Source organism: Alcaligenes sp. GCM10023179 (assembly GCF_042653705.1).
Lineage (GTDB): Bacteria > Pseudomonadota > Gammaproteobacteria > Burkholderiales > Burkholderiaceae_B > Alcaligenes > Alcaligenes phenolicus.
In genome coordinates, this window is the sequence record NZ_JBHSIQ010000001.1 from 951,043 (window position 1) to 977,275 (window position 26,233).

A 26,233-nucleotide genomic window follows, 5' to 3' on the forward strand; every position below is an offset into this window, starting at 1 on the left:
AGTTACTCAGTGGAGCTTGGTGTCGCCACTCCCCAACCCAAGGCCTGATACAAGGCAATTACATTCAGGTACGAGCCGGTTTCCGCTATTGCCAGTTCTTGCCGGGTCTGGTTCAGGCTGCGCTGATTTTCCAGCACTTGCTGATAGGCACCGGCTCCCACTTCATAACGCGTCAAGGCACGCTCATGGGCATTTTCCAGATGTGACGCCGCTCGAGTCAGGCTAAGCAGGCTTTCCTGATGTTGAGTCAGCCTTTGCAAAGAGCCCTGAATTTCTTCCTGAGCTTGCAACAGCACTTGTTGATAGTGCAGGCGTGATTCATCGGCCACCGCCTCCATGCCACGCAAGCGCGCTTTGGCATGGCCCAGGCGCAGGGCAGGCCATTGCATGGCAGGTGAAACATCAAAGGCACGGGCAGCATGGCCCAGGTCGCTACCTCGCAAAGCAAAAAAGCCAATAAAGCCAGCCAGATCCAGGCGGGGGTACAGCTCGGCGGTGGCGGCGGCCACTTCGTGCGAGCTGGCCAGGATTTCTTGCCGGGCAGCGCGTACGTCAGGCCGGTTGAACAGCATGGCGTTCACATCGCCTAACGGCAAGGAAGCGGCCAAGGGTGCCTTGGCGCTGGGCAATGGCGTATCAATGCTCCCGGCTTGCCCGCCGCTTAGCACCTGGATGCGCAAACGAGCCAGTTCCAGGTCGCTGCGCAGTTGGGGCACCAGGGTTTTGGCACGCTCCAGACCAGCCTGGGCATTGTCCAGATTCTCCGGCAATTCCCGACCCAGCGAGACGCCAGCCTGCACCAGCCTGATCGTATGCTCCCAGCTGCGTACGTCATCCTCAGCCAGAGCCAGTTGCCGTTGCAAACCTTGGGCTTGCACGTATTGGCGTGCCAGTTCAGCCGCGATAGCCTGGCGAGTCAGATCCAGTTGGTCTGCGCTGGCCTCGCTGCGAGCCTGCGCAGAACGGGCCAGTTGCTCCAGACGACCGAACAGATCGATCTCCCAAGTGGCCTGCATGCCCAGGCGCCAGTTCTCGGTAATACCGTGATCAATGGAGCCGTCGGGCGCGGCAAATTGTGAACCGCTACGGTTGTAGCTGGCGTGGGCCGTGATGGCGGGTAGACGGTCGTGTTGGCGCTCGTCGATCAGGGCGCGGGAGGCCCGCCAGCGGGCCTGTGCCTGGGCAATATCCAGGTTGTGGTCCAGGGCCTTGGCAATCAAGGCGTTCAGTTGCGGGTCTTGCAGCAAGGTCCACCAGTTTTCGCGTTGCTCGGTGGCTTGAGCGAACTGGCTGTTCCAGTTGGTGTCGGCCAAGCTTGGAGCGGTGGGAATGGAGGTGTCCAGCCCCACAGCGCAACCGCTCAGGATCAGGCTGGGGATCACCAGTCGCAGAGCACGCGCCACAGGCGCTAGCCTGTTTGATAGTTGTGGCGTCATGATGAGTGTTCTCCAGTCGAAGGGCGCAGGGCTTGCGCCAAATCGCGCGCCCGCGGGGTGTCTGCTTGATGGGCGTGATCACGCGCCAGCAAGGTATACAAAGTCGGCAAGATAAACAGGGTGAATATTGTGCCGATCAACATGCCCGAGACCAGCACTACGCCCAGGCCAAAGCGGCTGTTAGCACCCGCACCGGAGGCAAACAGCAGAGGCACTAGACCAAAGACCATGGCCCCGGTTGTCATCAGCACGGGGCGCAAACGAATGCGGGCGGCCTGCAAGATGGCTTCGGGCTTTTTCAGGCCCTCTTTGAATTGCAGCTCATTGGCAAACTCCACCATCAGAATGCCGTGTTTGCTGATCAGGCCGACCAGCGTTAACAGACCTATCTGGGTGTAGATGTTGAGCGTGCCAAATCCCAGGGCCAAAGGCAGCAGGGCACCGCACAGGGACAAGGGCACCGTCACCAGAATGATGATGGGGTCCACCAGGCTTTCGTACTGCGCGGCCAGTACCAGGTAAATCACCACCAGGGCGGCCAGGAAGGCCCACACCAGAGACTGACTTTCCTGGGTGAATTGGCGCGACTCCGATTGCCAGTCATGCGTGAATCCTGCAGGCAATTGACGGGCGATGTCGTCCAGATAGCCCACCGCCTGTCCCAGCGTGACGCCCGGTGCTGGAATGGCTTGCAGTGTGGCCGAGTTTTGCTGGTTGAATTGGCGCAGGCTGTTGGGCTCCACTTCGCTGTGGATTTGAACCATGGCCGACAAGGGCACCAGCTCGCCATTGGCGCTGCGTACAAACTGACGTGTCAGTGCTTGAGCCGTCAGGCGCAGTTCACGCTGGCTTTGTGGAATCACGTCATACGAGCGACCATCCAGCGAAAAGCGGTTCAGGTAATTCTCGCCCACCAGTACGGCCAGGGAATCAGCAATATCTCGCAGACTGATCCCCATGCTGGCCGCTTTGCTGCGGTCAATTTCCACGCGGGAAACGGGCTTGTTGTAGTCCAGATCGCTGTCTACCACGACGAACAATCCGCTTTCACGGGCTTGCTGTTTGACCCACTCCATCGTGTCGTACACCGTGCGGTAGTCGCCGGGGCTGCGCAGTACCAGTTGAACCGGCAGACCGCCGCTGGAACCTGGCAAGGGGGCAAGCTGAAAGGCGAAGATACTGCTGCCGGGAATCGCGCTGACACGTCCTTGCAGCTCACCCTGTACGGCGCTGGCATCGCGCTCGCGCTTGCTCCAGTCCTTCAGGTTGATCCCGCCAAAGCTGGCAGCCGGGCCGTCTGTCCCCACAATCAACCAGGTGCTTTCGGTTTCGGCCACTTCACGATACGTGTCATCCAGCAGCTTGCCGTCGCGCTCGGCATAGGCCAGGTTGGCATTTTGCGGAGCTTTCACGGCTGTCAGCACGCTGGCCTGATCTTCAATGGGAGCCAGTTCGCTGTGCGTCATTTGATAGAGCACGGGCAGGCTGGTAAAGACCAGCAAGGCCATGGCGCCCGTGATCCAGCGATGGCGCAAGGAGCGGGCCAGCAATCGACCGTAGCGGGCCGACAGACCACCAAAGAAGCTCTCTGCCAGGTGCGCCATGCGACCTTCATCTTGCTGTGAGGGTAGTAGCAAGGAACTCATCACTGGGGACAAGGTCAAGGCCACGACCCCGGATACCAGCACGGCACCGGCCAGCGTCAGGGCAAACTCTTTGAACAGTGCTCCAGTCAGGCCACCCATCAGACCAATCGGGGCATAGACGGCGGCCAGGGTCAGGGTCATGGCGATCACTGGACCGGCCACTTCACGTGCGCCCAATAAAGCCGCCACCACGGGTGAGCGTCCGGCGGCAATGTGACGGTGTACGTTTTCAACCACTACAATCGCATCGTCCACCACCAGTCCGATAGCCAGCACCATGGCCAGCAAGGTCAGCAAATTGATGCTGAAACCAAAGGCCAGCATCAAGGCGGCTGCTCCCAACATGGACAAGGGAATGGTAGCCAGCGGAATCAGCACGCTGCGGAAAGAACCCAGACACAGATAAATCACCAGCACCACGATAATCATGGCTTCGGTCAGGGTCTTGAGCACCTCATCAATCGAGGCCTGGATGAAGCGGGCGGTTTCAAAAGCCAGGGCCACTTCCACGCCGGGAGGCAAGGTGGCCTCAATGGCTGGGAGGCGATCACGAATGCCCTCCACAATCCGCAAGGGGTTGCCGCCGGGAGTGGGGAACAAGCCCAGGTGAATCGCGGGCAGGCCATCCATCAGGGCGCTGGTTTCCGTCGCTGCTGCTCCCAGCTCTACCTTGCCTACGTCGCGCAGTCTAACCAGCGAGGTGCCGTCTTCGCGCACGATCAGGTCCTGAAATTCGGCCACGCTGGTCAGGTCCGAATTGAGCTGAATATTGCTCAAGACATGCTGGCCTTTGACCATGCCGGGGGCGGCCTGATAGTTGTTGGCACGCACAGCCTGGGCAATATCGGCAGCCGTCAGTCCATAGCCCGCCATGCGATCCGAATCCAGCCACAGTCGCATGGCCAGTTTTTGACCACCAAAGGTCTGGATTTTTGCCACGCCATCAATGGTGGAGAACATGGGCTCCACCACGCGGGACAGATAGTCATTCAGTTCCGGGATGGAGATTGACGTCGTGGAAAACCCCACATAGGCCACCGCAGTGGAGTCCCCGGAGGAACGTTCCACAACCGGGTCATAGGCGCCTTCAGGCAGGCGGTAGCGCACCTGGCTGACCTTGCTCATGACTTCGGTCAGGGCCTGGGTAGAGTCGCGGTTCAGCTCCATGCGCAGGGTCACGACACTGCGGCTTTGCACGGAGTTGGAGGACAGGTAATCCACCCCTTCCACCGAGGCCAGAGCCTGGGCGATGGGCTGGGTGACAAAGCCTTGCATCAGTTGTGCAGAGGCGCCGGGGTACTCGGTGGTAATCGTGATGGTGGAGTTCTCCAGCAGGGGATACTGCCGGATGGGCAGCTTGTCCAAGGAGAACAGCCCCAACATCAGGAGCAAAGCGCTGACCACCAGGGCAAGTACCGGCCGACGAACGAACAAGTCGGTAAAGCCGGGACGGGAGGTGGTGTTCATACGGGCTCCTTGTCCTTGGCGGTTTGTACTGTGGAGCCGTCCTGAATCTTGATCTGGCCGGCGCTCACAACCTTGTCGCCTGCTTTCAAGCCATCAATGATTTCGACACGCTCATCCCATTGCTCGCCAGTTTGTACGGCCACGCGCTTGACCTGCCACAGACCCTGGTCCGTGGGGGAGGCCACAAACACGGTCTGGCCGTAGGCGGTGTAGGTCAATGCGGTTTCGGGCACGGTCAGGACGGGCGCTTCGGCGGGGCGCTTCAATTGAGCACGGGCGTACATCCCCGCTTTCAGGCGATTGTCCGGGTTGGGCAGTAGCGCTTGCAGGCGCACGGTGCGCGAATCTCCAATCAAGGGATCGATGGCGCTGATTTCAGCCTGGAAGTTCTCGCCTGGCCAGGCGTCCACCTGTACGTGCAGGGTCTGGCCCACCTTCAGATCCGGCAGGCTTTGCTCTGGCACGGTCAGGTTCACACGCAGTTGACTGTCATCGACCAGGCTGGCGATGGCTTGGCCGGGTTGCAAGTAGTGGCCCTGATGCAAGCTGGTGATACCGATGCGACCCGAGAAGGGGGCGGCAATCTGTTTCAAGGCCAGTTCAGCGCGTTGATATTGCAGTTGGGCCTGGGCCACAGCGTGATCGGCCTGGGCTTGATCCAACTGCTCCTGGGTAGCGGCTTGCTGTTCCTTCAGCTTGCGTACACGGGTGAGCTGAATGGCGGCCTGCTTGACCTGTGCCTGCTCGCGGCGCACGCTGGCTTGTTCCAGTTCGTCATTGAGCAAAACCAGTGGCTGGCCTGCCTTGACTTGCTGTCCGGAGGTGAAATCAATCTTGCGAATACGGCCGCTGGTCTCTGCACTGAGCAGCACTTGCTGCCAGGCTTCCAGTGCACCGACGGCATGCAAAAGACGAGGAGCGGTCTGGGACTCGACGCTGGATAGTTCGACGACGGCAGGCGGATAGGCTCCCCCTGCTTGAGCTTCTTGCGAGGCTGGCAGCAAACGCCAGCCTATGGCCAATACGCCGGCCAGAACGGGAATCATGATCCAAGTACGACGCGAACTCATGCTGCCGACCCTCCTGTCAGGGAAGAGGGCCACAAAGGCTGTTTGTTGGGAAGAGTCCAGCCGAATCGCTGATCACTTTGCGACCAGTCTTCGGGTTTGAAGTAGGTGGCTGACACAAGCTGGGCTTGCCGTAACCATGACAGAGGTCCGGCAAACAGAATCCAAATGAGGGGAGGCATGGCAGGTTCCTGTGACAACAAAGAGGCAGCCAACATGGCTTGCCTTAATTAGGTACCTGGACTATAAAACCTCAAGTTAACTTGAGGTCAAGGGGTGTCAAGATGGCAAAAACAGTGGATTTCAGTCGTGCCTTGACGGTGGGGGAAGTGGCCAAACGCAGTGGTGTCCCTGTCTCAACCGTGCATTTTTATGAAGCCAAGGGCTTGATTGCCAGTACGCGGAATAGCGGGAACCAGCGTCGTTTTGATTCGGTGGTTTTACGCTACATTGCGATCATCAAAGTGGCGCAGCGTACCGGGATTCCTCTGGAGGAAATCCACGAGGCCTTGCGTGGTTTGCCACCGGGCAGCAAGCCATCCAGCAAGCAATGGCGAGCCATGTCCAGCCGTTGGCAGGCCAGTTTGAATGATCGTATTGAGCAGTTGACGCGACTGCGCGATGAGCTGACCCACTGTATTGGCTGTGGGTGCTTGTCCATGAGTGAGTGTCCCTTGCGTAATCCGGCCGATATTCTGGGCCAGCAAGGGCCCGGTCCCCAGATTCTGGAAAGAAAACTGGAGACCGGAACAGAGGCTTAGCTCGGGTCGGGCGACTGCGCGTACAGCGCGGTGGCTTCGGAAGTGACCAGGGACTGATAGCGCTCGAAGTGGTTCAGGATGTCGTTGATGACCTGACTGGAGGACAGGCCCATCAAGTCATAACCCCGACTGCCATCGGCAAAGACAGTACGCACTTGCCATTCTTGAGGGCGAGCCTGTTCGTTGCGTGCTGCTGCCGCGGTAAAGCTGGCAACCCGACGAGCGCGCAACTCGACGCCATAGACAAAGTTACGCTGGTTGTCGGCCTGAATGGTCAGTTGGGCCGTATCCTGCTCGCTGGTCTCCAGGCTGACGTTCAGGTTGCGTTTGCCCAGCTCGTCGGCCACGGCCTGCAAGGCGGGAACCACGGTTTCACCCATGAAGCGACGGGCGTCCCGCTGGTTGGGCGTGTGCAGGATCGTCGAGAGGCGTCGACGCCAGGACACTTCCGAGCCGGGAGCCGGGCCGGACATGGGGCCTTGACGACGCAATCGTGACATATCTGCCTTCATGCCTTTGAACAGCCCCAGGATCAACAAGAACATGATGATGGCAAAGGGCAGGGCGCTAACCAGCGTGACGGTTTGCAAGGCTGTCAGACCACCGGCCAGCAAGAGCAGGGAGGCAGCGGTGCCTTCCAGCGCGCACCAGTAAATGCGTTGCCAGACTGGAGCGTCTTCCACCCCACCGGCAGCCAGGGTATCGATAACCAAAGAGCCCGAGTCGGCCGAGGTCACGAAGAAAATGGCTACCAGAATAATTGCCAAGGTCGAGGTTACATTGGACCAAGGCAGGTATTCCAGGAACTCGAACAGGGCCACGGATGCATTCGCGGCAGCATCCTGGGCCAGTTGGCCTGCCGCCACACCCATATCCAGGAAGATGGCGGTGTTACCAAAAACGGTCATCCAGAAGAAGGTGAAGACGGTGGGCACCAGCAAGACGCCCAGTACGAATTCACGCACGGTGCGGCCACGCGAGATGCGGGCGATGAACATGCCGACAAAGGGCGACCACGCGATCCACCAGGCCCAGTAAAACAGGGTCCAGGCTTTCATCCAGCTTTGCCCGCGGAATGCTTGTGTACTAAATGAGCGTGCAAAGAAGTTATCGAGATAACCGCCGATATTCTGTACAAAAGCATTCATCAAAAAGGCTGTAGGGCCCACGGCGAGCACAAACAGCATCAAGGCAATGGCAACCAGCAAATTCAGTTCGGACAGGCGACGAATGCCAACATCCAATCCGCTGACAACAGATAGGGTAGCCAGCGAAGTAACCACCACAATCAAAATAATTTGTAGCCAGGTTTCCTGCGGCCAGCCAAATAAATGCTCCAGACCAGCATTGATTTGAAGTACGCCCAAACCCATGGAGGTAGCAATACCAAATAGCGTGCCGCAAACAGCGAAAATATCCACGCTATCGCCAATCCAGCCTTCGATACGCTTGCCAAATAAGGGATACAGGCCCGAGCGAATGGTCAAAGGCAGGTTGTAGCGAAAGCAGAAGTAAGCCAGCGACAAGCCAACGACCGCATAGACGGCCCAGGCGTGAACGCCCCAGTGAAAGAAGGTGATGATCTGCGCCTGATGGGCGGCTTCCACTGTGCTGGCCAGGCCCGAGGGCGGGGCCGAGAAGTGTTGCAGTGGCTCGGCCACGGCAAAGAACATCAGGCCAATCCCCATACCGGCAGCAAATAGCATCGCCATCCAGGTGAGATAGGGGTAATCAGGCTCCGAGTCGTCCGGCCCTAATTTCAAATTGCCGTAGCGGCTTAATGCCAGATAGACGACGGCAAAGAAAAACAGGGCCACAGCCAGGATATAGAACCAGCCGAAACTTTTGATGACCCAGTTTTGTAACTGCTCAAAAATAAGTGCGGCGTCTTTAGGGAAAATAATCCCGATCAGCAAAAAGACCAGGACGATAAAGGTAGATCCCCAGAACACCCGTGGATGTAGCGTGCTTTTAAAAGGCAGCCCCATGTCATGCTCCGTTTGTAACTAAGAGGGCACAGCTTAACGAGAACGACTGCCGGTTGAAAGGTTTGTTAGATTAGGAAATATTTGCTCAGGCTCGGAAAGGATCTATTGGCAAAATTAATTCCTGATGTCCGGCCTGGCGGGTTAATTCCAACTGATGCAGCACACTGGCACTGGCCGTATGCACCGCAGAATGCAGGTCTGCACCCAAAATCAGATGGGCCAGCAAGGTGGAGGCAAACAGGTCTCCGGTGCCTTTGGCAGCGCAATCCACGCGTGGATGGCTAAGCAGGGTGTCGGCACGCGGCTCCTTGCGGGACATCAATAATTTGATCTGACCATCCTGCCAGGAGTCGGGGGCGGCACTGGTGGCAATGACCCATTCGGTCCGGCCATTTAGCAAGGCGTGCGCGGCACTGGAACTGCCCTGGATGGTGTCGCAAGGCTGTTGGGACAGCAAGGACAGCTCGTAATTATTGGGGGTCAGGCCCGTGGCCAGCGGCAGCAAGGTTTCGTGATAGGCGGGGATCAGTGCCGGGTCTACGTAGACGCCTACATCCAGATCGCCGATGACCGGGTCCACTATCACCAGAGTGTCAGGGTGCTCTTGCAGCAACGCTTTTAACCAGCGCGCAATGATGACGGCCTGGTTGGCGCTGCCCAGATAACCGATCAGGACAGCGCGTACCTTGTCCAGCGCACCGCGCAAGACCAGATCATTCAGAAAGCCTTCCAGCCATTCATCGGGGACAGCACCGCCGTGCACCGTGGGGTATTGCGGGTTGTTGCTGAGCAACACGGTGGGAACGGCGGCCACTTTAAAGCCGTGTCTACGCAAAGTCGGGCCGGCAACATTGTTGCCTACCCGACCGTAGACGACTTGAGACTGAATCGAAACGACATCCACATGGTAGGGATGTCGTTCACGATCGACAAACGTTACAGCAGCAGTGTTCATGCAGTGCAATCAGCGGAACTGGCCTGTTTAAGTTGGCTGAGCCAGCTGGTCAGGACCGTAGCGGCAGCGGTGTGCAGGCGTTTTTGTACCGCCATGGCTTCCAGACGCAGCATTTGCGGATCGATATCAGCTTGTCCCAGTTCGTTGGCATGACCAACCAGCCAGCGTTCCAGCTTGCTGGTGTCGGCTTCCAGGTGAAATTGCAGGCCCAGTACTTGGGTTCCGAAGGAGAAGGCCTGATTGGGGCCTACGTCCGTGCTGGCCAGGTGAATGGCTCCGTCTGGAATATCGAACTGATCCCCGTGCCAGTGCAGGACGGGAATGCCGCTAACGGCGGCCAGGGGCGATTCTTTGCCCGCTTCGCTCAGTTTCAACGGAGAGAAACCGATTTCTTTCACACCCAGGGGGTAGACATTGGCGCCCAGGGCGCGCGCAATCAGTTGTGCGCCCAGGCAAATGCCCAGCAAAGGTTTGCCTGCCAGCAAGAACTTGTTGATCAGTTCCAGCTCATCAGACAGGAAGGGGTAAATCTTTTCGTCGTAGGCGCCGATTGGCCCGCCCAATACAACCAGCAGGTCAGCGTCCTGTTCACCCACGTGACGCAGTGACTCGACGGAAGGGTCAATGTATTGAACTTGGTAGCCCTGTTCGATCAGAACAGGTTCCAGTGTGCCCAAGTCTTCAAAATGGATATGACGCAGTGCGATGACTTTCTTCATAAGAGGTTCTTTCAATCCAGATGGTAAGGATGTCAGCTCGTGGTACCGATGTCTACATTAATGGCACCCGATAAGGGGAAGGTGCAACATGCCAGTGCATGGCCCTGGGCCTTGTCCTGGTCGCTCAGGCAAAAATCCGGTTCAGAGCGGTACTCGCCCTCCGAAATCTGTACCCGGCACGCGCCGCAGATGCCCGAGCGGCATTGACTGCGAATAGGCACATCGGCGGCCTCCAGCATTTCCAGCAAGCTGCTGCCCGGTTCAGGCGAGAGCGTTTGCCCGGTGCTGCGTACATTGATTTGCAAGGGCGCGCTGCCTGCTTCAGGTAGGATTTCCACGCCGGAACTGGCGGGCGGGGAAAAAGCCTCGATCAACATGTGCGAGATGGGGTGAGCCTGAAGGGTGTATTCGCGCAAGGCCTGGGCAAAACCGTGGCTGCCGCAAATCACGACGGCCTGTGGGTCTTTTAACTGCTCCATATTTTCAAAAGAGGGGCGACCCACTTTGAAATGAGCACTTTCGCGAATCTTTTCCTGCGTGACAAACACGGTCAGCGTGAACCAGCTGGTGCCCAGATCCAGTTGCAGCAGTTCATGCAGGAAGGGAATGTCGGCAATACGGGCAATACTGAGGAGCAAATGTACTTGTGGTACAGGCAAGCCGTCCTGGGCTCGCGCCGCCAACTCACGCAGCAAGGCAATGGGCAGGGTAATGCCAATGCCGCCTGCGATCATGGCGATACGCTCGTAACCCACAATAGAGTTCACCGAGATTTCACCCGCCACATATTGCAGGGGCACACTCATGCCCTCGCGCAAGGTGGCGTGCAAGTGATCGGAAACACTATTGCGCCCCGACCCTTTTACGGCAATTTCAATCAGGTCTGGATCGGCCACACGAGTGATCGAATACATACGCTGTTGAATGGTGCCGCCGGTATCGGGGTAGCTCAGGGCGACGTGCTTGCCTGCCTGCAAGGCTTGCAGAAAATCAAAATGGCCGCCCTGCACCCGCAAGGTAAACACTTTGACGTTTCCGGCCTCGGGGCGAACGGTCTCGCAGCGCGCCTGAATCATGGCTGTCATTGCAGCGCCTCCTGTTGTTCGGCCTCGGCAGGAGCCTTGCCGGACTTGCTGTTCAGGCCAATGCGCTCGATCAGGCTTTCTACCGAGCCGGTGTACACGCCAATTTCGTTGGAGTCGCCGGTGTCGTGCAAAATGTCGCGGGCATGGGGGAAATTCACCATGGAGAAGACTTTTTCCCAGGCGCCCATTTCATTGTTGGCGAACATTTCTACGGTGCGCAAAATAACGGCGCGCATATGCTCGCGCTCTTTCTGGCTCAGTCCGTGAATGATGTCCGACGCCACAAAGCTGAACACGCTGGAGTGGCTCCACTCGTCCATGGCATGGGTGCGGGTAACTTCATGGCACACGGTCTGGATGCTCTTGTCCTCGGCCATGGTCTTCAGGTAGTCGGTAATCAGGGTCTCGGATGCGCAGGCAATGGCAAAGCGGGTCAGACGACGCTCGGATTCGGAACTGCATTGGCTCAGGATGTCATTGCGCCACTGCACCAGGTTGAAATTGGTGAAATCCAGGGGCGTCAGACCGCGCATGGAGTAGATGTAGTTGCAGGCCATGATGGACATGCGAGTGTGCAGGGCCTCGTCCAGCAAGGCCTGGGACATCACGTCTTGCAGCAGATTGCGGTTGGCGCTTGGGGGCGGGGTCTTGATGATGTCTTCGCAAGAAGGCGTGACCACGTTGCACTCAACGTAAATGGTCTTCAGGTTGTAAATGCCCCAGGCATAGGACAAGCACTGCGATTTCAATTCTTCAGGAGCTTCCAGCCAGGCCTGATGCTCGCGAAAAGGCAGCAGGCATTCGCTGAAATCGGCCTTGTTGGGATCGAAAGCCAGATTGTTGTAGTCAGGCAGTTCCTGATTCACGGCAGCCCGGTTTTTCCAAAGTACCGACAGTTTTTGCAGCATATTACGTACGGCGTCATCAGTTTCGTAGCTTTTGATTGTCATTTCAAACTTCCTTGCTGTTGATTGCGATCTGTTCGAAATGAACAGGTCGTTTCTTTATTCCACCTATCTTTATTTCCAAATGGAAAATCGCAGGCTTAAAAGGATTTGCCGATTCTTATGGACAAGGCCCAAAAAAATCCCGTTGCCGGGTTTCTTGAACCGTGGGGATCAGCGTGGTTGAACTGCCGTTAAAGCAATGGCGTTTCCTGTAGTCGTGGGAAAACTGGGGATGTTTTTTATCGTGCACAGATTGAGAAAGGTGATAATCTGCTTGAGCGTTTAGAAGTATGGGTGTTGAGTATTCGTTGGCTGCATTCTAATGATCCTATGACAATAAATGACAGACCATTTCAAGATCATTTGACAGACCACTTAATAATAAAAATTTGAATCTTGTTTTAATTCTTGACCAGCATAATCGGGATTGGCGTTCTCTCTGTGTTTCAGAGGATTTTGAATTCTTTATGCTTTGAATGTTTATTCAAATAACAATAATTAAAAGTGGTCTGGTGAATTAATTTTTAATGGACTGTTTTATAGGTCGATAAACAGAATAGGATGTTTATCTTTCGCCCTTGGAGTCCGTGCGTCCAGGGCAGCACTTTTGCCTGGTATCGGGCAATGAGCCACGACCCTATCGTGGCTAATCTCTAAACAGGAACTCCCATGAAGAGTCTTGCCGGTGGCGACACCCCCCACCAGCCTCTGGCGGGTTCGCAATTTCTACAGCAAAGTGATCGCAATCTTTGGGACATCATCGAAGCCGAACGGCGTCGCCAACAACACACCATTGAGCTGATCGCTTCCGAGAATTACCTGAGCCGCTCCGTTTTGGATGTGCAGGGCTCCTTGCTCAGCAACAAGCAGGCGCAAGGCTATCCTGGGCAACGGATTTACGGCGGGTGCGAACAAGCCGATCAAACCGAAGAGCTGGCTATCGAGCGGGCCAAGTCGGTTTTTGGGGCCTCTTACGCCAATGTGCAGGCGCACTCGGGCAGCCAGGCCAATCTGGCGGTGTATCTGGCCTTGCTCTCACCGGGCGACACGATTCTGGCGCTGGATCAAAGTGCGGGCGGGCACCTTAGCCACGGTTCGCATTTCAATGTGTCCGGACGCTGGTTTCAGACTTGCTCGTATGGAGTGGATCGTCAAACGCAGTGGGTCGATATGGACGAGGTTCGTGCCCTGGCCCACAAGGAACGGCCACGGTTGATCATTGCCGGAGGTTCGTCCTATTCACGTACGCCAAATTTTGCCGAATTCAGAAATATCGCCAATGAAATCAACGCTTATTTAATGGTGGATTTGGCCCACGGCGCGGGGCTGGTGGCGGCCGGTCTGATGGAATCACCTGTCAAACATGCCCATGTCACGACCTTTTCCACACATGGCACCTTACGCGGACCGCGGGGTGGGATTATCTTGAGCAATGAGCCCAAGCTGGCCGAGCGCTTAAGTCAGGCCGTATATCCAGGGCTGCAAGGCGGACCTTTGCTGAACATTCTGGCCGCCAAGGCGGTGGCTTTGGGTGAAGCGATGAGCCCATCCTATAAAGCCTATGCCCAGTCCGTCATCATCAATGCGCGCAGCTTGTGTCGCCGCTTGTCCGAAGGTGGGCTGACGGTGGTGTCAGGGGGAACAGACTGTCATTTTGGTGTGGTGGATTTGCGCCCTTGGGGGCTGTCCGGGCCTTTGGTGGAGCAGGTTCTGGCTCAGCTGGGCATTAGCTTGAGTAAACACCGTGTGCCGTATGAGCAAGCCTCTGGCGCCTACTCGGGGGTACGGGTCGGCAGTGCCGCCTGTACGACTCGCGGTTTGGGCGAAGATGATTTCAAGGAAATTGGCGACATGATTCTGGCCTTGCTGGGCGGGGTGCGCAGTGGTTCGCGCAATCCCCGCACCGAGAATGCCATTTTGGAAGGGGTCGCAGACCTGAACCGGCGATATCCCTTGATGTACTGATTTTTCCCGGCTCAGCCTTTGCCCTGACGCAGAGCGTTGGCCAGACGCAACATGGCGGACTCGATCTCGTAGGCGGTCAGGGAGGCATAGCCCAGCAGCCAGCCCTGTTGTTTTTCTTCACCAATGTACAGACGGCTCAAACCCGGCAGTTGAACGCCAGCACTCAAAGCGCGGCGCAGCGTGTGTTCTTCTGACCAGCCCGGCTCCAGAAAGCAGGGAATCTGCAAACCGCCTTCAGGTCGGGCCGCACGAACGATTCCTTGCAAGTGCTGCTCGATGGCTTCCAGCATGATCTCCCGCCGCCCGGCATACAGCTTGCGCATGGCGCGAATATGCGAGTTGTAATGTCCGTCTTCCATAAAACGCGCCAGCGTCAGCTGCAGGATTTGCGGTGTGTGACCATCCATGATGCTGCGTGCCTGGGTGAATGGTTTGACCAGCTCGGGTGGCAGGGCCATATAGCCCATGCGCAGGCCTGGATACAGGGTTTTGCTGAAAGTGCCCAAGTAAATTGTGCGTTGGTATTTATCCAGCCCCTGCACACACGCCGTGGGTAAGCCGTCGTAATGAAATTCGCTGTCGTAGTCGTCTTCCATAATCCAGCGGCCATTTTCAGCCGCCCAGTGTATGAGCTCCAGACGACGTTCCAGGGACATGGTGGCCCCGGTGGGGTACTGGTGTGAGGGTGTCACGTAAATGCAGTTCGCGCCGCTGCGATCTTCATTCAGCAGATCGGTGCGCAAGCCTTGCTCGTCCACGCCAATTGGTACGACACGAGCCTCGGCTGCTTCAAAGGCTTTGCGGGCGCCGAAGTAGCCAGGATTTTCAACCAGAATAGGTTTGCCAGCATCGACCAGTAATTGCGCGCACAGAAACAAGGCCTGGCGCGTGCTGCTCAGAATCAAAATCTGATCAGCGGAGACCTTCGCACCACGCTCCAGATTCAGGTACACGGCAATCGCTTTACGCAGGGACTCGGTGCCTTGCGGATCGCCATGCAGCAGGATGTTGGCTCGATAGTCTTTCATGGCCTGACGCTGCAGGCGTTCCCACACATCGGTGGGGAAGTTGCGGGTTTCCGGCAGGCCAGTGGCAAAGGCCTTGATGGTCTGTTGATCGGCAATGCCGCCACTTTCAAACACGGCGCGACCCCGACGGCTTAAGCCCGTACCGGGTTCCATTACGCTGCGTTTCAGATCCTGGGCTTTGATGCGGCGATAGGCACTGCCGCGCAGTTCCGTGCCGACCGACTCGGAAACATAGCTGCCCGAGCCCTCGCGCCGCACGATAAAGCCGTCTCGATGCAGTTGAACATAGGCGTTTTCAACCGTATCGCGGGCCATGCCCAAGGATTTGGCCAGGGAGCGTGTGGCAGGCAGCTTGACCCCCGGACCCAGGGCGCCATCCAGAATCAATGCCCGCAAGGCACGCTGAATGCGCTGGTGAAGATCCAGGGATTGAAGTTCGTCATCGTTAAGACGCATCTTCAAGGTGTCCAGTTCAAACGAACGCGTCATGCGGTCTGCTCCAGAGAATATTAATGGTCTGACTAGTCAGACCATTGTGCTCGTAGACTTGATTGTCATTGCCGAAATAGGGGGGGGCCTGTTCCGGCGTTCAGGTTTGTACAGGATCTCAGCAAGTATGTCCCGACCCTTTAATTTCAGCGCAGGGCCCAGCGCCTTGCCAATGGATGTTCTATTGCAAATACGTGATGAGCTGCTTGATTTTGCGGGCACAGGGGTGTCCGTGATGGAAATCAGCCATCGTTCCCAGCCTTTCATGGATTTTGCCCATCGTACCGACGCCGCTGTGCGTCGTGTTCTGGCCGTGCCAACGGACTATCACGTCTTGCTCCTGCAAGGAGGGTCGTACCTGCAGTTTTCTCAAATACCGATGAACTTGCTTCATCAAGCAAACACAGCGGACTATATACATACGGGTTTATGGTCGGAACAGGCGGCTAATGCCGCCAAGCAATATGGGAATGTCGAAATCGTAGCCAGTTCTTATGAAACTGGATTTGATCGTATTCCCGAGATTAATGAATCTAATATTAATCGGGATGCAGCGTACTTGCATTACACAGAGAACGAAACTGCACAGGGCTTGCAATTTTCAAAACCACCTGCTTCACCTATTCCCTTGGTGTGTGATGCTTGCTCCAGCTTGATGTCAAAACCGATTGATGTCTCGGCTCACGATTTGATTTATGCCTCGGCTCAGAAAAATATGGGAATTGCCGGTGTTACGCTGGTATTACTTAATCCCGCTATTTTAGACAGGCCTTTGGCAAATACGCCACAAGCTTTGGATTTTTCCATTCAAGCAAAAAAGCAATCGCTATTAAATACGCCGTCAACCTTTTCCTGGTATGTGCTGGGTTTGATGCTGGAATGGATAGAGCGTGTTGGTGGAATAGAAGTATTGCACAAAATAAATAAGAAAAAATCGCAGCTGCTCTATGAGCTTATTGATAGCAGTGATGGTTTCTATATCAACAATGTTTTGCCTGACTATCGATCTATCAATAATGTCCCATTCCATATTGCTGAAACTGATTTAGATATTTTATTTGTTGAAGAAGCGCAAAAGAATGGTTTTCACGGCTTGAAGGGCCATCAGTCAACGGGGGGCTTGCGCGCCAGCATCTACAACGCCGTTACCTTGGATGCGGTACAGGCGCTGGGAGAGTTCATGCGCGAGTTCAAGCGCACGCACGGTTAGGGCGTGCGCCTGCTTTGCAAGGCGGCCAAGTAAGTAGCCGCGACGAGGGTAGAAATTTTTTTAAGGAAAAGCGATGTACGACAACACACTCAACCTGGCTGAATTCGACAAGGAATTGGCTCAGGCCATTCAGGGCGAAGAAAGCCGTCAGGAAGATCACGTAGAACTGATTGCCTCGGAAAACTACGCCAGCCCTTTGGTTATGCAGGTTCAGAACTCCGTGTTTACTAACAAATACGCGGAGGGGTATCCGGACAAGCGTTACTACGCCGGTTGCGAATTTGTAGATGTAGCCGAACGTCTGGCTATCGAGCGCCTGAAAGCGGTGTTCGATTGTGATTACGCCAACGTACAGCCTCATGCTGGAGCGCAGGCTAATACTGCTGTGTTCCTGGCTTTGCTCAAACCGGGCGATACGGTGATGGGGATGAACCTGGCTCAGGGTGGTCACCTGACCCACGGTAACCCCATCAATATTTCCGGGCGTCTTTACAACATTGTTCCTTACGGCGTTGATACCCAAACCGGGCTGATCGATTACGACGAAATGGAGCGCATTGCTATCGAGACCAAGCCCAAAATGCTGATTGGTGGTTTCTCCGCCTATTCGCGTGTAAAGGATTGGGCGCGTATGCGCCAGATTGCCGACAAGGTCGGTGCCTGGTTCTGGGTGGATATGGCCCACGTAGCTGGTCTGGTGGCGGCGGGTGAGTACCCCAGCCCCTTGCCACACGCCCATGTGGTCACCAGCACAACGCACAAAACTCTGCGCGGTCCACGTGGTGGCGTGATCATGGCTAAAGGGCAAAGCGAAGATTTCTACAAACGCCTGAATTCCGCTGTATTCCCCGGCGTGCAAGGCGGCCCCTTGATGCACTTGATTGCAGCCAAAGCCATTGCTTTCAAAGAGGCTCTGCAGCCGGAATTCCGTACCTATCAGCAAAACGTGGTGCGTAATGCCCGCGCCATGGCGGCGGTACTGATGCAGCGTGGTCACAACATCGTGTCAGGCGGGACGGATAACCACATGATGCTGATCAACTTGTCGACCAAGCCCTACACCGGGCAAGAGGCCAGCGATGCCTTGGCAGATGCCTATATCACCGTGAACAAGAATTCGGTGCCCAATGATCCCCGTTCGCCCATGGTGACCTCGGGTATTCGTATCGGAACGCCGGCTGTAACAACACGTGGCTTTACGGTGGAGGACTGCGAGCAGCTGGCGCATTACTTGTGTGATGTGCTTGATGCCTATGAGGCTGGCACTTTAGATAAGGTCAAGCACGAGATCCGGGAAAAGATTGTGAGCTTGTGCCGAAGCTATCCGGTGTATCAGGTGCAGACGGAGCCAGCGCAGCTGTGATTTGATTAATTTTTTATAGGAGCCCAGCCACTTTGGTGGTTGGGTTTTTTTTATGATTGAAATCGCTGTGGACTTGAGTGGTCGTATCTTGGTTGGTTTTTACTTCACGGTGGCTTTTTTAGGATATTTGATTTTTAAGTTAAAAGGTGCCCATTTCGTTCTTATGGATTATTTATGGTCATTTTTTAATAAAGAAAATTATTATCATGATTTTTTGGAAAAGGAACGTAGAGACAATTTGGATGTAGAACGGTTTAAGTTGATGTTTGGCGTGAAAGGTGTGCAGTCTATTGATTCGGTACAAAGGGCTGTGCGGTGGTCCAAGCGCTTGTCTGTCTCTTTACGAGAATTAGGTAAAGCTGGCAAGTGGGTAGATTGGGATAAGCAAGAGGTCACGGAGCCGACGAAGTGCTATGGGGGAGGTGTTTTTGGAGCCGCTTTATTAGTGCTTATGCTGCTCATTATGTCAGTTGGCTTTTCATTAAGCTCCAGGGTTCTGGTGCAATTTAAAGAAAGTAAAGTCTGGGCATGGCAAGGTGAAGATTACTTCAGTGCATTTCCGCTAACAAATGAGCAGGATTGGGTTCTTCGGAAAAAAGATTGCTTTGGTGGTTTTAAAGGGGCGGATTTACCGTTGAGTCCGGATGAAATTGATTATATGTGTATGAATATGGGTAGTGAGAGTTATTTGAAGAGTTTTCGCTCAGGGATGGCTGCTCAGAAATATTTTGGAGTTTTTTCTTTTTTTGTTTTTCTTTATTTTTTAATTGTTTTTAAAATTGAACTTTCATCTTTTTCAACCGCTTCTCGAGTACACAAGTTGGTCAATAAGCCGTAGTTGGTTTCTGGGGTAGGGAATTGGGGGCTTAGCCCCACAGCTTCCAATCTCCATACCCCTTCGCCCGCAGCTCACAAGCCGGGCATTGCCCGCAGCCATATCCCCAGTCATGCAGGGTTTCCCGCTCGTTCTGGTAGCAGGTATGGCTGTCTTCCTGAATCAGCTTCACTAAAGCATCCGAGCCCAACTGGTGGGCCAGCTCCCAGGTATCTGCTTTATCCAGCCACATCAGTGGTGTTTCCACGGTCAGTGGGCGCTCGATCCCCAGGCTTAATGCCACCTGCAGTGCTTTCAGCGTGTTGTCGCGGCAGTCCGGGTAGCCCGAGTAATCAGTTTCGGACATACCGCCAACCAGCGTATCCAGTCCCCGACGGTAGGCCAGGGCGCCAGCCAGGGTAAAGAACAGCAGGTTTCGACCCGGCACAAAGGTATTGGGCAGACCATCTTCCTGCATGGCGATAGTCATGGATTCAGTCATGGCGCTGCCGCCTATCTGAGCCAGGACGCTGGCATCGAGCACATGGTCTTGCCCCAGGCGCTCTGCCCAGTGCGGGAACTGCTGGTAAAGCTTGTCTCTTAGTGTTTGTCGACACTGCAATTCCGCATGGTTGCGTTGGCCGTAGTCAAAGCCCACGGTTTCTACAAAGGCAAAGCGGTCCAAAGCCCAGGCCAGACAGGTGGCTGAATCCTGTCCGCCCGAAAAGAGAACCAGTGCCCGGCGGCGGGGAGTGTGCGGCTTCATGCTTTGACCTGTGCGGTGCTCAGGGCGCGGCGCTTCATGGTGCTGATCAGGGAATTGAGCAGTACGCCATACATGGGTACAAACAGCAGCAGGCTGACGCCCAGTTTGATGACGTAATCGACGACGGCGATCTCGCCCCAGTGTTCGGCCATGAAGGGATTGCTGCTGTGCCAGAAAGCGATGCCGAAAAAGGCCAAGGTATCCAGTGCCTGCCCAAAGATCGAGGCGGCCGCTGGAGCAAGCCACCATTGTTTGTAGTCGCGACGGATGCGATCAAAGACCTGTACATCCAGCAGTTGCCCTAATACATAAGCGGCAAAGCTGGCCAAGGCAATACGGAACACAAAGCTGTTGAATTCGCCCAGTGCTTGCAAGCCGTTGAACTGGCCTTCATTAAAAAGCACCGAGACCACATAAGAGGCGATCAGGGCTGGAAACATCGCGCGGGTAATCACGCGGCGCGCTTCGGACTTGCCCATCAAGCGGACGGTCAGGTCGGTAGCCAGAAAAACAAAGGGAAAGCTGAAGGCTCCCCAGGTGCTATGAAAGCCGAATAGTTCAATAGGAAGTTGAACCAGATAATTGCTGGCAATCACAATAAAAATGTGAAAGGCAATCAGAAGTCGCACGTAGAACGACAGCCGTGAAGACGGCACGGTAGGCAGAGTCATGTCTGGACCTTTTTGGTGGATGGGGTGAGGGAACCCATTGGAAATGGACTGCAACCGACTATTGTACGGTCAGTTGCGGTTCGATGGAATGGTTGTTGCCCGCAAGTGTAGCGTGTGCATCAGACGCGCTTATACGTCTGCCTTGATGAGGCTTATGGCACAAAAAAGGGGTAGGGGGCTTGCAGAGGCTCAAACAAGCCCGCTTGCCAAAGCAAACGAACTTGTTTGGCTCGTTCTTGATGAGCAGCCCTTAGGCCGATGCAGGTTGCAGGCACTCTATCAGCAAGCGCTTGTGCAACTGGTGTACTTCTTCAAAGGGCACGGGCGAGTTCTGTGGTCCCAGAACCAGCAAAACCATCAGCCACATCAGGGAGGGAGAGGCGGCCAGGATGTAGTCGGAGGAACTGACGTCGGGGCGGATGAGACCTCGCTGGATGCCCAGTTCAAAAAACGCCTGATTGGCGGTGTAGTTCTGGCTCAGGAGCTGTTTGCCCCAGTAATGGGCCAGATCCGGCACGCGGCCACTTTCTGTCATCAAAAGCCTGAACATGGCTTGCACGTCCGGGTTGGACAGGCGTTCATACAACTGGTGCAGGTACTCATCCACGATACAGGACAGGGTGTCTGCCTCGGAGGTATCGGATAACTCAAAGGTATTGCCATCAGGCGGCAGCAGAGTGCTGTGGAGCATGTCCTCGAACACTTCATCTTTGCTGCTGTAGTGCGCGTAGATGCCGGACTTGGATATCCCGGCGCGCGCGGCGATGCGCTCCAGCGAAGTACCCAGAAATCCCCGATGAGAAAACTCTTCAAAAGCGGCTTTCAGGATTTCGCGTTTGCGCTCAGCTGACGGTAAGTAACGTCGCTTGTTTGTGCTTTCGTTTTTAGGAGGTTTATTTTGGTGCGTGTCTGTCATGTCATCCTGTGGGGATGGGCAAGATATGGGGCTTGCAGTATATCAGGCCACTTGTCCCAGGCCGATGGCAAGCCAGCCTGGCTGCGGCTTGAGGGCTTGACGAGGGGCTGTGCTTGTTTTGTCACATTGCTGTGGAAATAATAGTTGTGCCATGAGTCTGGGTTACCGCTTGTTTCACTGGATTGCATCGCCTTTGTTTTTTTTAAAAGCCTGAGTTTTTTAGTGAGGCTTTATTTGTTTTTTCACTTGTTTTTATTTCCCTATTCCATAACAGGCACGGTATAACAACAAATGTGGCTGAGGCTGGTCGTTTTTTATCTGCCATGAACTTGATCTAACGCAAAGGTTTTTTATGGCTCTTTATTAAAAGGCCTGCATACAAAAAGTTTAGATGTAAACTGGTGTATTATTAAAAAGACTAAGCAGTCGTATCTGCTTTTTGTATGTACTTTTTGCGGAGTGGCAATGGTTAGCAGGCAGTCCCTTGATCAGACTGAGCAGTTAGACGCATCCGCACGAGCCGCCTGGGCTCGTATCTGGAGTTCCATCTCCGCCGAATCGCAGTTTCTTGCCTGGATGGACTGGATACGTCATCTGGCCCTTAGCCCTGGCAAACAAGAACAGTTGCGGCAGTTGGCGCAAAGCCAATGGGAACAGCTATTTCGTGAATGGAGCGAGGAGCTGGCCGCATCGGCCCAGTCGTCTTTGCAAACCTCAGAGCAAGCTGCAGCGCCTGCCTATACCGACCGCCGCTTTTCGGACCCCGCCTGGGATCGTTGGCCTTTTAATTTGCTGCGACAAACCTATCAGGCGCAGCAGCAGTGGTGGCAAAGTGCCACGGAAGGCGTAGCCGGTGTGGAGCCTCATCATCAAAAACTGATTGCCTTTGGTGCAGAGCAATGGTTGAACATGCTCAGCCCCAGCAACTTTGCCTGGACCAACCCCTTGGTGTGGGATAAAACCCTTGCAGAACAGGGGGATAACTTCAGCCGTGGCCTGGAGAACTGGCAGCAGGATATGCAGGCCCAGTTCGCGGGTGAACCGCCCGTAGGCACCGAAGATTTTGTGGTCGGCAAGGATGTGGCGGCCACGCCGGGCAAGGTGGTACTACGTAACGAGCTGGTGGAACTGATCCAGTACACGCCTTCTACCAAGCAGGTCCATCCAGAGCCTGTGCTGATCGTTCCGGCCTGGATCATGAAGTACTACATCCTGGATCTGTCCGAACAAAATTCCCTGATCAAATACCTGGTGGATCAAGGCCACACGGTGTTTTGCCTGTCCTGGAAAAACCCGCTTGCCGAAGATCATGCCTTCGGGATGGACGACTACATTCGCCTGGGCTGGAAGGCCAGCCTGGATGCTGTCAACGCCATTGTTCCCGGCCAGAAAATCCACGCCACCGGCTATTGCCTGGGCGGCACCTTGCTGGCGATTGCCGCGGCTGCCATGGCACGCGATGGAGACGACAGGCTTGCGTCCCTGACGTTCTTTGCGGCCCAAACCGACTTTTCCGAGCCGGGCGATTTGTCCCTGTTCATTGACGAAAGTCAGGTCAGCCTGCTGGAAGCTCAGATGGCCGACGAGGGCTATTTGCGCGCCAATCAGATGGAAGCCGCTTTTCAAATGCTGCGCTCCGCTGATTTATTGTGGGCGCCCATGGTTAATAAATATTTATTGGGGGAACGCCGCCCCTTGAACGATTTAATGGCCTGGAATGCAGACGCCACGCGTATGCCCGCGACCATGCATTCGCAATATTTGCGCCGCATGTATTTGAATAATGATTTAAGTCAAAACCGTTATCCGGTTGAAGGCCGTATCGTTTCTCTGGCGCAAGTTAATTTGCCTATTTTTTGTGTCGGTACTGTTTCCGATCACGTTGCCCCCTGGCGCTCTGTTTACAAGTTGCATTATCTGGTGCCTGCCGAAATCACCTTTGTCTTGACCACAGGTGGGCATAACGCCGGGATTGTCAGCGAACCGGGCCATCCGCGTCGCAAATATCAGATTCAGACCCGCGCAGCAGGCACTGCGCCTGTTCTGGTGGACGACTGGCAGGCAAAAGCCGCCTCGCATCAGGGCTCCTGGTGGCCCGCCTGGACGGAATGGCTCAAGGCGCGCTCGGGAGCGGAGGTGAAACCACCGCAAATGGGTGCCGCCAAACAGGGCTACGCTCCAATCGGCCCGGCTCCCGGTCAATACGTATTAGTGAAGTAAGCAGTCAGTTCATACAAGCTCGCTAAATGGTGAGCTTGTCGCTCTGTTTGATGTCGGCGATAGGTGCAAAGCCCATCGCTGACGTGCTGTTTTGCCTTGACGGCAGTTCCCTTTTTCTCATTAGGCATTTTTTCCAATGGCCCCACAGACCTACGATTTGAGTCTCAAGCACCGAAGCGCTGCGCGTCGCCCTCATTTCGCGCTGGCTGCCTTGCTGGTCACCCTGGCGGGTTGTGCCTCGATGGCACCCGATTACGATCAGCCCGCTTCCCCCGTTCCACAGGCTTACTCGGACCTGTCCGCAGGCCCGGCCAATGCGGTGCGAGCGCGTGATCTGGGTTGGCGCGAATACTTTAAAGACCCGGTTCTGAGCAAGCTCATTGAGACTGCGCTGGAAAATAACCGCGATATGCGCGTGGCTGTTTTACGGGTGGACGAAGCCCGTGCCATGCTGAATTTGCAGCGCAGCGAACGCTTTCCTGAATTTACCGTAGGGGGGCAAGCTGCTCGCTCGCGTGTGCCTGGGGACATGAACCCCAGCGGCCAGGCGGTGACAGGGGGTGATTACCGCGCCCAGGTCGGTTTGACCAGTTGGGAGCTGGATTTATGGGGCCGCGTACGTAGCCTGGAAGATGCTGCCTTGCAAGGCTGGCTGGCTACCGAGGCAGGCCGACAAGCCGTGCATGTCGCTTTGGTCTCGCAAGTGGCCAATAACTATATTGTGGTGCGCGAGCTGGACGAACGCGTGCAGATCGCCCGCAAAAGTGTAGAGACTCGTCAGGAGTCTTACCGCATTTTCTCCCGTCGTTATGAAGTTGGCGCAACGTCCAAATTGGATGTGACGCAGGTGCAAACCTTGCTGACGCAGGCTCAGTCCATGCTGGCCCAGCTGGAACAGCAACGTGCGGTGCAACTACATGCCTTGCAACAGCTTCTGGGGGCCGATCCGGGCGTGTCTCCAACCGGTGCGCCTTTGAATGAAAACATCATGTTGGCCGAGCTGTCCCCCGGTTTGCCTTCGGACCTGATGGTCTGGCGTCCCGACATTATTGCGGCTGAACACAAGTTGCGTGCCGCCAATGCCAATATTGGGGCTGCCCGTGCCGCTTTCTTCCCCCGTATTGCCTTGACTGGCAATTTCGGCACCGCCAGCGCCGAGCTGGATGGTTTGTTTGATTCCGGCAGCAAGGCCTGGATGTTTGCTCCAACCATCTCCCTGCCCATCTTTGATGGTGGCCGCCGCAGCGCGAATCTGGACGCCTCCTATGTGCGTCGCGACATGCGCATTGCGGAATACGAGAAAGCTATTCAAACCGCCTTTCGTGAAGTGTCGGACGCCTTGTCGACACGCCACTGGTTAAGCCAGCAGTTGGACGTTCAGCTGGTCGCCCGCAGCGCCCAGACCGAGCGCGCCCGTCTGGCGCAGATGCGTTACGACAACGGTTCGGCTGCCTATCTGGAAGTGCTGGATGCGCAGCGTGACTTGCTGGATGTGGAGCAGCAAGTGGTGCAAACGCGTCGTGCGCTCCTGGCCAGCCAGATTGCCATGTATAGCGCCTTGGGCGGTGGGCTGGACCCCTCCGAGCCCCTGACCAACACCCATAACTCCTCTAATTCGGATCCATCCTCGAGCCAGCTATGAGCAAACAATCCTCTTTGAAAAAAAATCTTGTTCCTGTCCTAATCGTTGCCGGTGTTCTGGGCCTGGGGTGGTGGGCATGGCAGAAAATGTCCAATACCGGCCCTGGCGCTGGCTTTGTCAGTGGTAATGGCCGTATCGAGGCGACCGAGATTGATATCTCCACCAAGTTTGCCGGACGTATCCAAAGCATCGCCGCCCACGAGGGCGATTTCGTCAAAGAAGGTGAAGTGCTGGCCATCATGCAGCAAGACAGTCTGGAAGCGGCCCGCGATGAAGCTGTGGCTGGTTTGCGTCAGGCTGAAAACAATGTGGCGGCCTCTCAGGCCCAAGTAGCCTTGCGTGAAAGCGATGCCATCGCTGCCAAAGCCTTGATTGGTCAACGTGAGTCGGAACTGGACGCGGCCCAACGTCGTCTGGCGCGCTCCACCACCTTGTCCAAAGAAGGTGCCGCTTCGGCGCAGGAACTGGATGATGACCGTGCCCGCGTGCGTGGTGCTCAGGCTGCGGTAGCTGCTACCAAGGCCCAGGCCAATGCCGCAGAAGCGGCCATTAATGCTGCCAAAGCTCAGCTGATCGGTGCCCAATCTGCCGTGGAGGCCGCCAAGGCTGCTGTGGCCCGTATCGAAGCTGACTTGCGCGACAGTGAGCTGGTCAGCCCCCGCGATGGTCGCGTGCAGTTTCGTGTCGCCCAGCCCGGTGAAGTACTGGGTGCGGGTGGCCGTGTGCTGAACGTGCTGGACCTGTCCGATGTGTACATGACTTTCTTCCTGCCCAGCGAAGTGGCCGGCAAGGTGGCGTTGGGTACCGAGGTGCGTCTGGTGCTGGATGCCATTCCGGACATCCCGGTTCCGGCCACTGTGTCCTTCGTGGCCAGCTCTGCCCAGTTCACTCCCAAGAGTGTGGAAACGGCCTCGGAGCGCCAAAAACTGATGTTCCGCGTCAAGGCCCAGATTGCCCCCGAGCTGTTGAAAAAGCACCTGGAGCAAGTCAAGACCGGCTTGCCCGGCGTGGCCTGGGTAAAGCTGGACCCCAATGCCAGCTGGCCTGAGTCGCTGACTTCCACCTTGACGGAGTAAAC

Annotated in this window: 20 protein-coding genes; 8 read left to right on the forward strand and 12 right to left on the reverse strand. The window is 55.8% G+C overall.

Annotated elements, in window-relative coordinates; all coding sequences use genetic code 11:
- Nucleotides 1-2: 2 nt before the first annotated feature.
- The 3 genes from ACFPDR_RS04250 to ACFPDR_RS04260 are packed head-to-tail and all read right to left on the reverse strand — an operon-like array spanning nucleotide 3 to nucleotide 5,619.
- Nucleotides 3-1,436, reverse strand: a complete 1,434-nt coding sequence (locus ACFPDR_RS04250; RefSeq protein ID WP_083053172.1) for an efflux transporter outer membrane subunit — start codon at nucleotides 1,434-1,436, stop codon at nucleotides 3-5.
- A complete protein-coding gene (locus tag ACFPDR_RS04255) occupies nucleotides 1,433-4,549 on the reverse strand; it encodes a MexW/MexI family multidrug efflux RND transporter permease subunit (RefSeq protein WP_247966521.1) in 3,117 nt (1,038 codons plus the stop codon). Before ACFPDR_RS04255 ends, ACFPDR_RS04250 begins: the two co-directional genes overlap by 4 nt.
- On the reverse strand, nucleotides 4,546-5,619 hold the full coding sequence (locus ACFPDR_RS04260) for an efflux RND transporter periplasmic adaptor subunit (protein WP_035271994.1): 1,074 nt from the start codon (nucleotides 5,617-5,619) through the stop codon (nucleotides 4,546-4,548). Before ACFPDR_RS04260 ends, ACFPDR_RS04255 begins: the two co-directional genes overlap by 4 nt.
- Nucleotides 5,620-5,900: 281 nt before the next feature.
- Here ACFPDR_RS04260 and soxR point away from each other — a divergent pair, with 281 nt between their 5' ends.
- Nucleotides 5,901-6,377 (forward strand): redox-sensitive transcriptional activator SoxR, encoded by a 477-nt coding sequence (gene soxR / locus ACFPDR_RS04265; RefSeq protein WP_009459330.1) that lies wholly within the window; start codon nucleotides 5,901-5,903, stop codon nucleotides 6,375-6,377.
- Here soxR and ACFPDR_RS04270 read toward each other — a convergent pair.
- The 5 genes from ACFPDR_RS04270 to ACFPDR_RS04290 all read right to left on the reverse strand — a co-directional run bounded on the left by ACFPDR_RS04270 (nucleotide 6,374) and on the right by ACFPDR_RS04290 (nucleotide 12,074).
- Nucleotides 6,374-8,365: a BCCT family transporter gene (locus tag ACFPDR_RS04270; protein ID WP_035271998.1), complete on the reverse strand. Its 1,992-nt coding sequence runs from the start codon at nucleotides 8,363-8,365 to the stop codon at nucleotides 6,374-6,376. The genes soxR and ACFPDR_RS04270 overlap by 4 nt on opposite strands.
- Nucleotides 8,366-8,450: 85 nt before the next feature.
- Nucleotides 8,451-9,320: a pyridoxine/pyridoxal/pyridoxamine kinase gene (pdxK, locus tag ACFPDR_RS04275; RefSeq protein ID WP_035271999.1), complete on the reverse strand. Its 870-nt coding sequence runs from the start codon at nucleotides 9,318-9,320 to the stop codon at nucleotides 8,451-8,453.
- Nucleotides 9,317-10,039, reverse strand: coding sequence for a glutamine amidotransferase (locus tag ACFPDR_RS04280; protein ID WP_376910628.1), 723 nt, complete (start codon nucleotides 10,037-10,039; stop codon nucleotides 9,317-9,319). The genes pdxK and ACFPDR_RS04280 overlap by 4 nt, the downstream gene beginning before the upstream one ends.
- A gap of 32 nt (nucleotides 10,040-10,071) precedes the next feature.
- On the reverse strand, nucleotides 10,072-11,124 hold the full coding sequence (locus ACFPDR_RS04285; RefSeq protein WP_137431196.1) for a 2Fe-2S iron-sulfur cluster-binding protein: 1,053 nt from the start codon (nucleotides 11,122-11,124) through the stop codon (nucleotides 10,072-10,074).
- Complete coding sequence (locus ACFPDR_RS04290) at nucleotides 11,121-12,074, reverse strand: AurF N-oxygenase family protein (protein ID WP_137431195.1); 954 nt, start codon at nucleotides 12,072-12,074, stop codon at nucleotides 11,121-11,123. Before ACFPDR_RS04290 ends, ACFPDR_RS04285 begins: the two co-directional genes overlap by 4 nt.
- A 666-nt stretch (nucleotides 12,075-12,740) precedes the next feature.
- On the opposite strand from ACFPDR_RS04290, the gene glyA (ACFPDR_RS04295) reads away from it, so the two are divergent.
- The gene (gene glyA / locus ACFPDR_RS04295; RefSeq protein WP_052159405.1) at nucleotides 12,741-14,036 is read left to right on the forward strand and encodes a serine hydroxymethyltransferase; all 1,296 of its coding nucleotides are present in this window, start codon (nucleotides 12,741-12,743) and stop codon (nucleotides 14,034-14,036) included.
- An 11-nt stretch (nucleotides 14,037-14,047) separates the two neighbouring features.
- Here glyA (ACFPDR_RS04295) and ACFPDR_RS04300 read toward each other — a convergent pair whose 3' ends face one another.
- A complete protein-coding gene (locus tag ACFPDR_RS04300; protein ID WP_021446938.1) occupies nucleotides 14,048-15,553 on the reverse strand; it encodes a PLP-dependent aminotransferase family protein in 1,506 nt (501 codons plus the stop codon).
- 127 nt (nucleotides 15,554-15,680) lie between these two features.
- Between ACFPDR_RS04300 and serC the strand changes: the two genes are divergently transcribed.
- The 3 genes from serC (at nucleotide 15,681) to ACFPDR_RS04315 (ending at nucleotide 18,964) form a co-directional block, all read left to right on the forward strand.
- A complete protein-coding gene (gene serC / locus ACFPDR_RS04305; protein WP_376910632.1) occupies nucleotides 15,681-16,763 on the forward strand; it encodes a 3-phosphoserine/phosphohydroxythreonine transaminase in 1,083 nt (360 codons plus the stop codon).
- A gap of 73 nt (nucleotides 16,764-16,836) precedes the next feature.
- Complete coding sequence (glyA, locus tag ACFPDR_RS04310; RefSeq protein WP_302357019.1) at nucleotides 16,837-18,126, forward strand: serine hydroxymethyltransferase; 1,290 nt, start codon at nucleotides 16,837-16,839, stop codon at nucleotides 18,124-18,126.
- A 52-nt stretch (nucleotides 18,127-18,178) separates the two neighbouring features.
- Nucleotides 18,179-18,964: a DUF6216 family protein gene (locus tag ACFPDR_RS04315; RefSeq protein ID WP_115633993.1), complete on the forward strand. Its 786-nt coding sequence runs from the start codon at nucleotides 18,179-18,181 to the stop codon at nucleotides 18,962-18,964.
- A 28-nt stretch (nucleotides 18,965-18,992) separates the two neighbouring features.
- Here the strand turns inward: ACFPDR_RS04315 and queC are convergent, their stop codons facing one another.
- From queC to ACFPDR_RS04330, 3 genes are all read right to left on the reverse strand, one after another.
- Nucleotides 18,993-19,706, reverse strand: coding sequence for a 7-cyano-7-deazaguanine synthase QueC (gene queC, locus ACFPDR_RS04320; protein ID WP_137431191.1), 714 nt, complete (start codon nucleotides 19,704-19,706; stop codon nucleotides 18,993-18,995).
- Entirely contained in the window at nucleotides 19,703-20,377 is a 675-nt protein-coding gene (locus ACFPDR_RS04325) for a 7-cyano-7-deazaguanine/7-aminomethyl-7-deazaguanine transporter (protein WP_022983354.1), read from the reverse strand. The genes queC and ACFPDR_RS04325 overlap by 4 nt, the downstream gene beginning before the upstream one ends.
- A 250-nt stretch (nucleotides 20,378-20,627) precedes the next feature.
- On the reverse strand, nucleotides 20,628-21,293 hold the full coding sequence (locus ACFPDR_RS04330) for a TetR/AcrR family transcriptional regulator (protein WP_035272014.1): 666 nt from the start codon (nucleotides 21,291-21,293) through the stop codon (nucleotides 20,628-20,630).
- A gap of 465 nt (nucleotides 21,294-21,758) precedes the next feature.
- Here ACFPDR_RS04330 and ACFPDR_RS04335 point away from each other — a divergent pair, with 465 nt between their 5' ends.
- The 3 genes from ACFPDR_RS04335 to ACFPDR_RS04345 all read left to right on the forward strand — a co-directional run bounded on the left by ACFPDR_RS04335 (nucleotide 21,759) and on the right by ACFPDR_RS04345 (nucleotide 26,231).
- Nucleotides 21,759-23,513: a PHA/PHB synthase family protein gene (locus ACFPDR_RS04335; RefSeq protein WP_376910637.1), complete on the forward strand. Its 1,755-nt coding sequence runs from the start codon at nucleotides 21,759-21,761 to the stop codon at nucleotides 23,511-23,513.
- 136 nt (nucleotides 23,514-23,649) lie between these two features.
- Nucleotides 23,650-25,155 carry an efflux transporter outer membrane subunit gene (locus ACFPDR_RS04340; protein WP_254002167.1) on the forward strand — a complete coding sequence of 502 codons (1,506 nt, stop codon included), beginning with the start codon at nucleotides 23,650-23,652 and terminating at the stop codon, nucleotides 25,153-25,155.
- Complete coding sequence (locus ACFPDR_RS04345; RefSeq protein ID WP_009459316.1) at nucleotides 25,152-26,231, forward strand: HlyD family secretion protein; 1,080 nt, start codon at nucleotides 25,152-25,154, stop codon at nucleotides 26,229-26,231. Before ACFPDR_RS04340 ends, ACFPDR_RS04345 begins: the two co-directional genes overlap by 4 nt.
- Nucleotides 26,232-26,233: the final 2 nt, after the last annotated feature.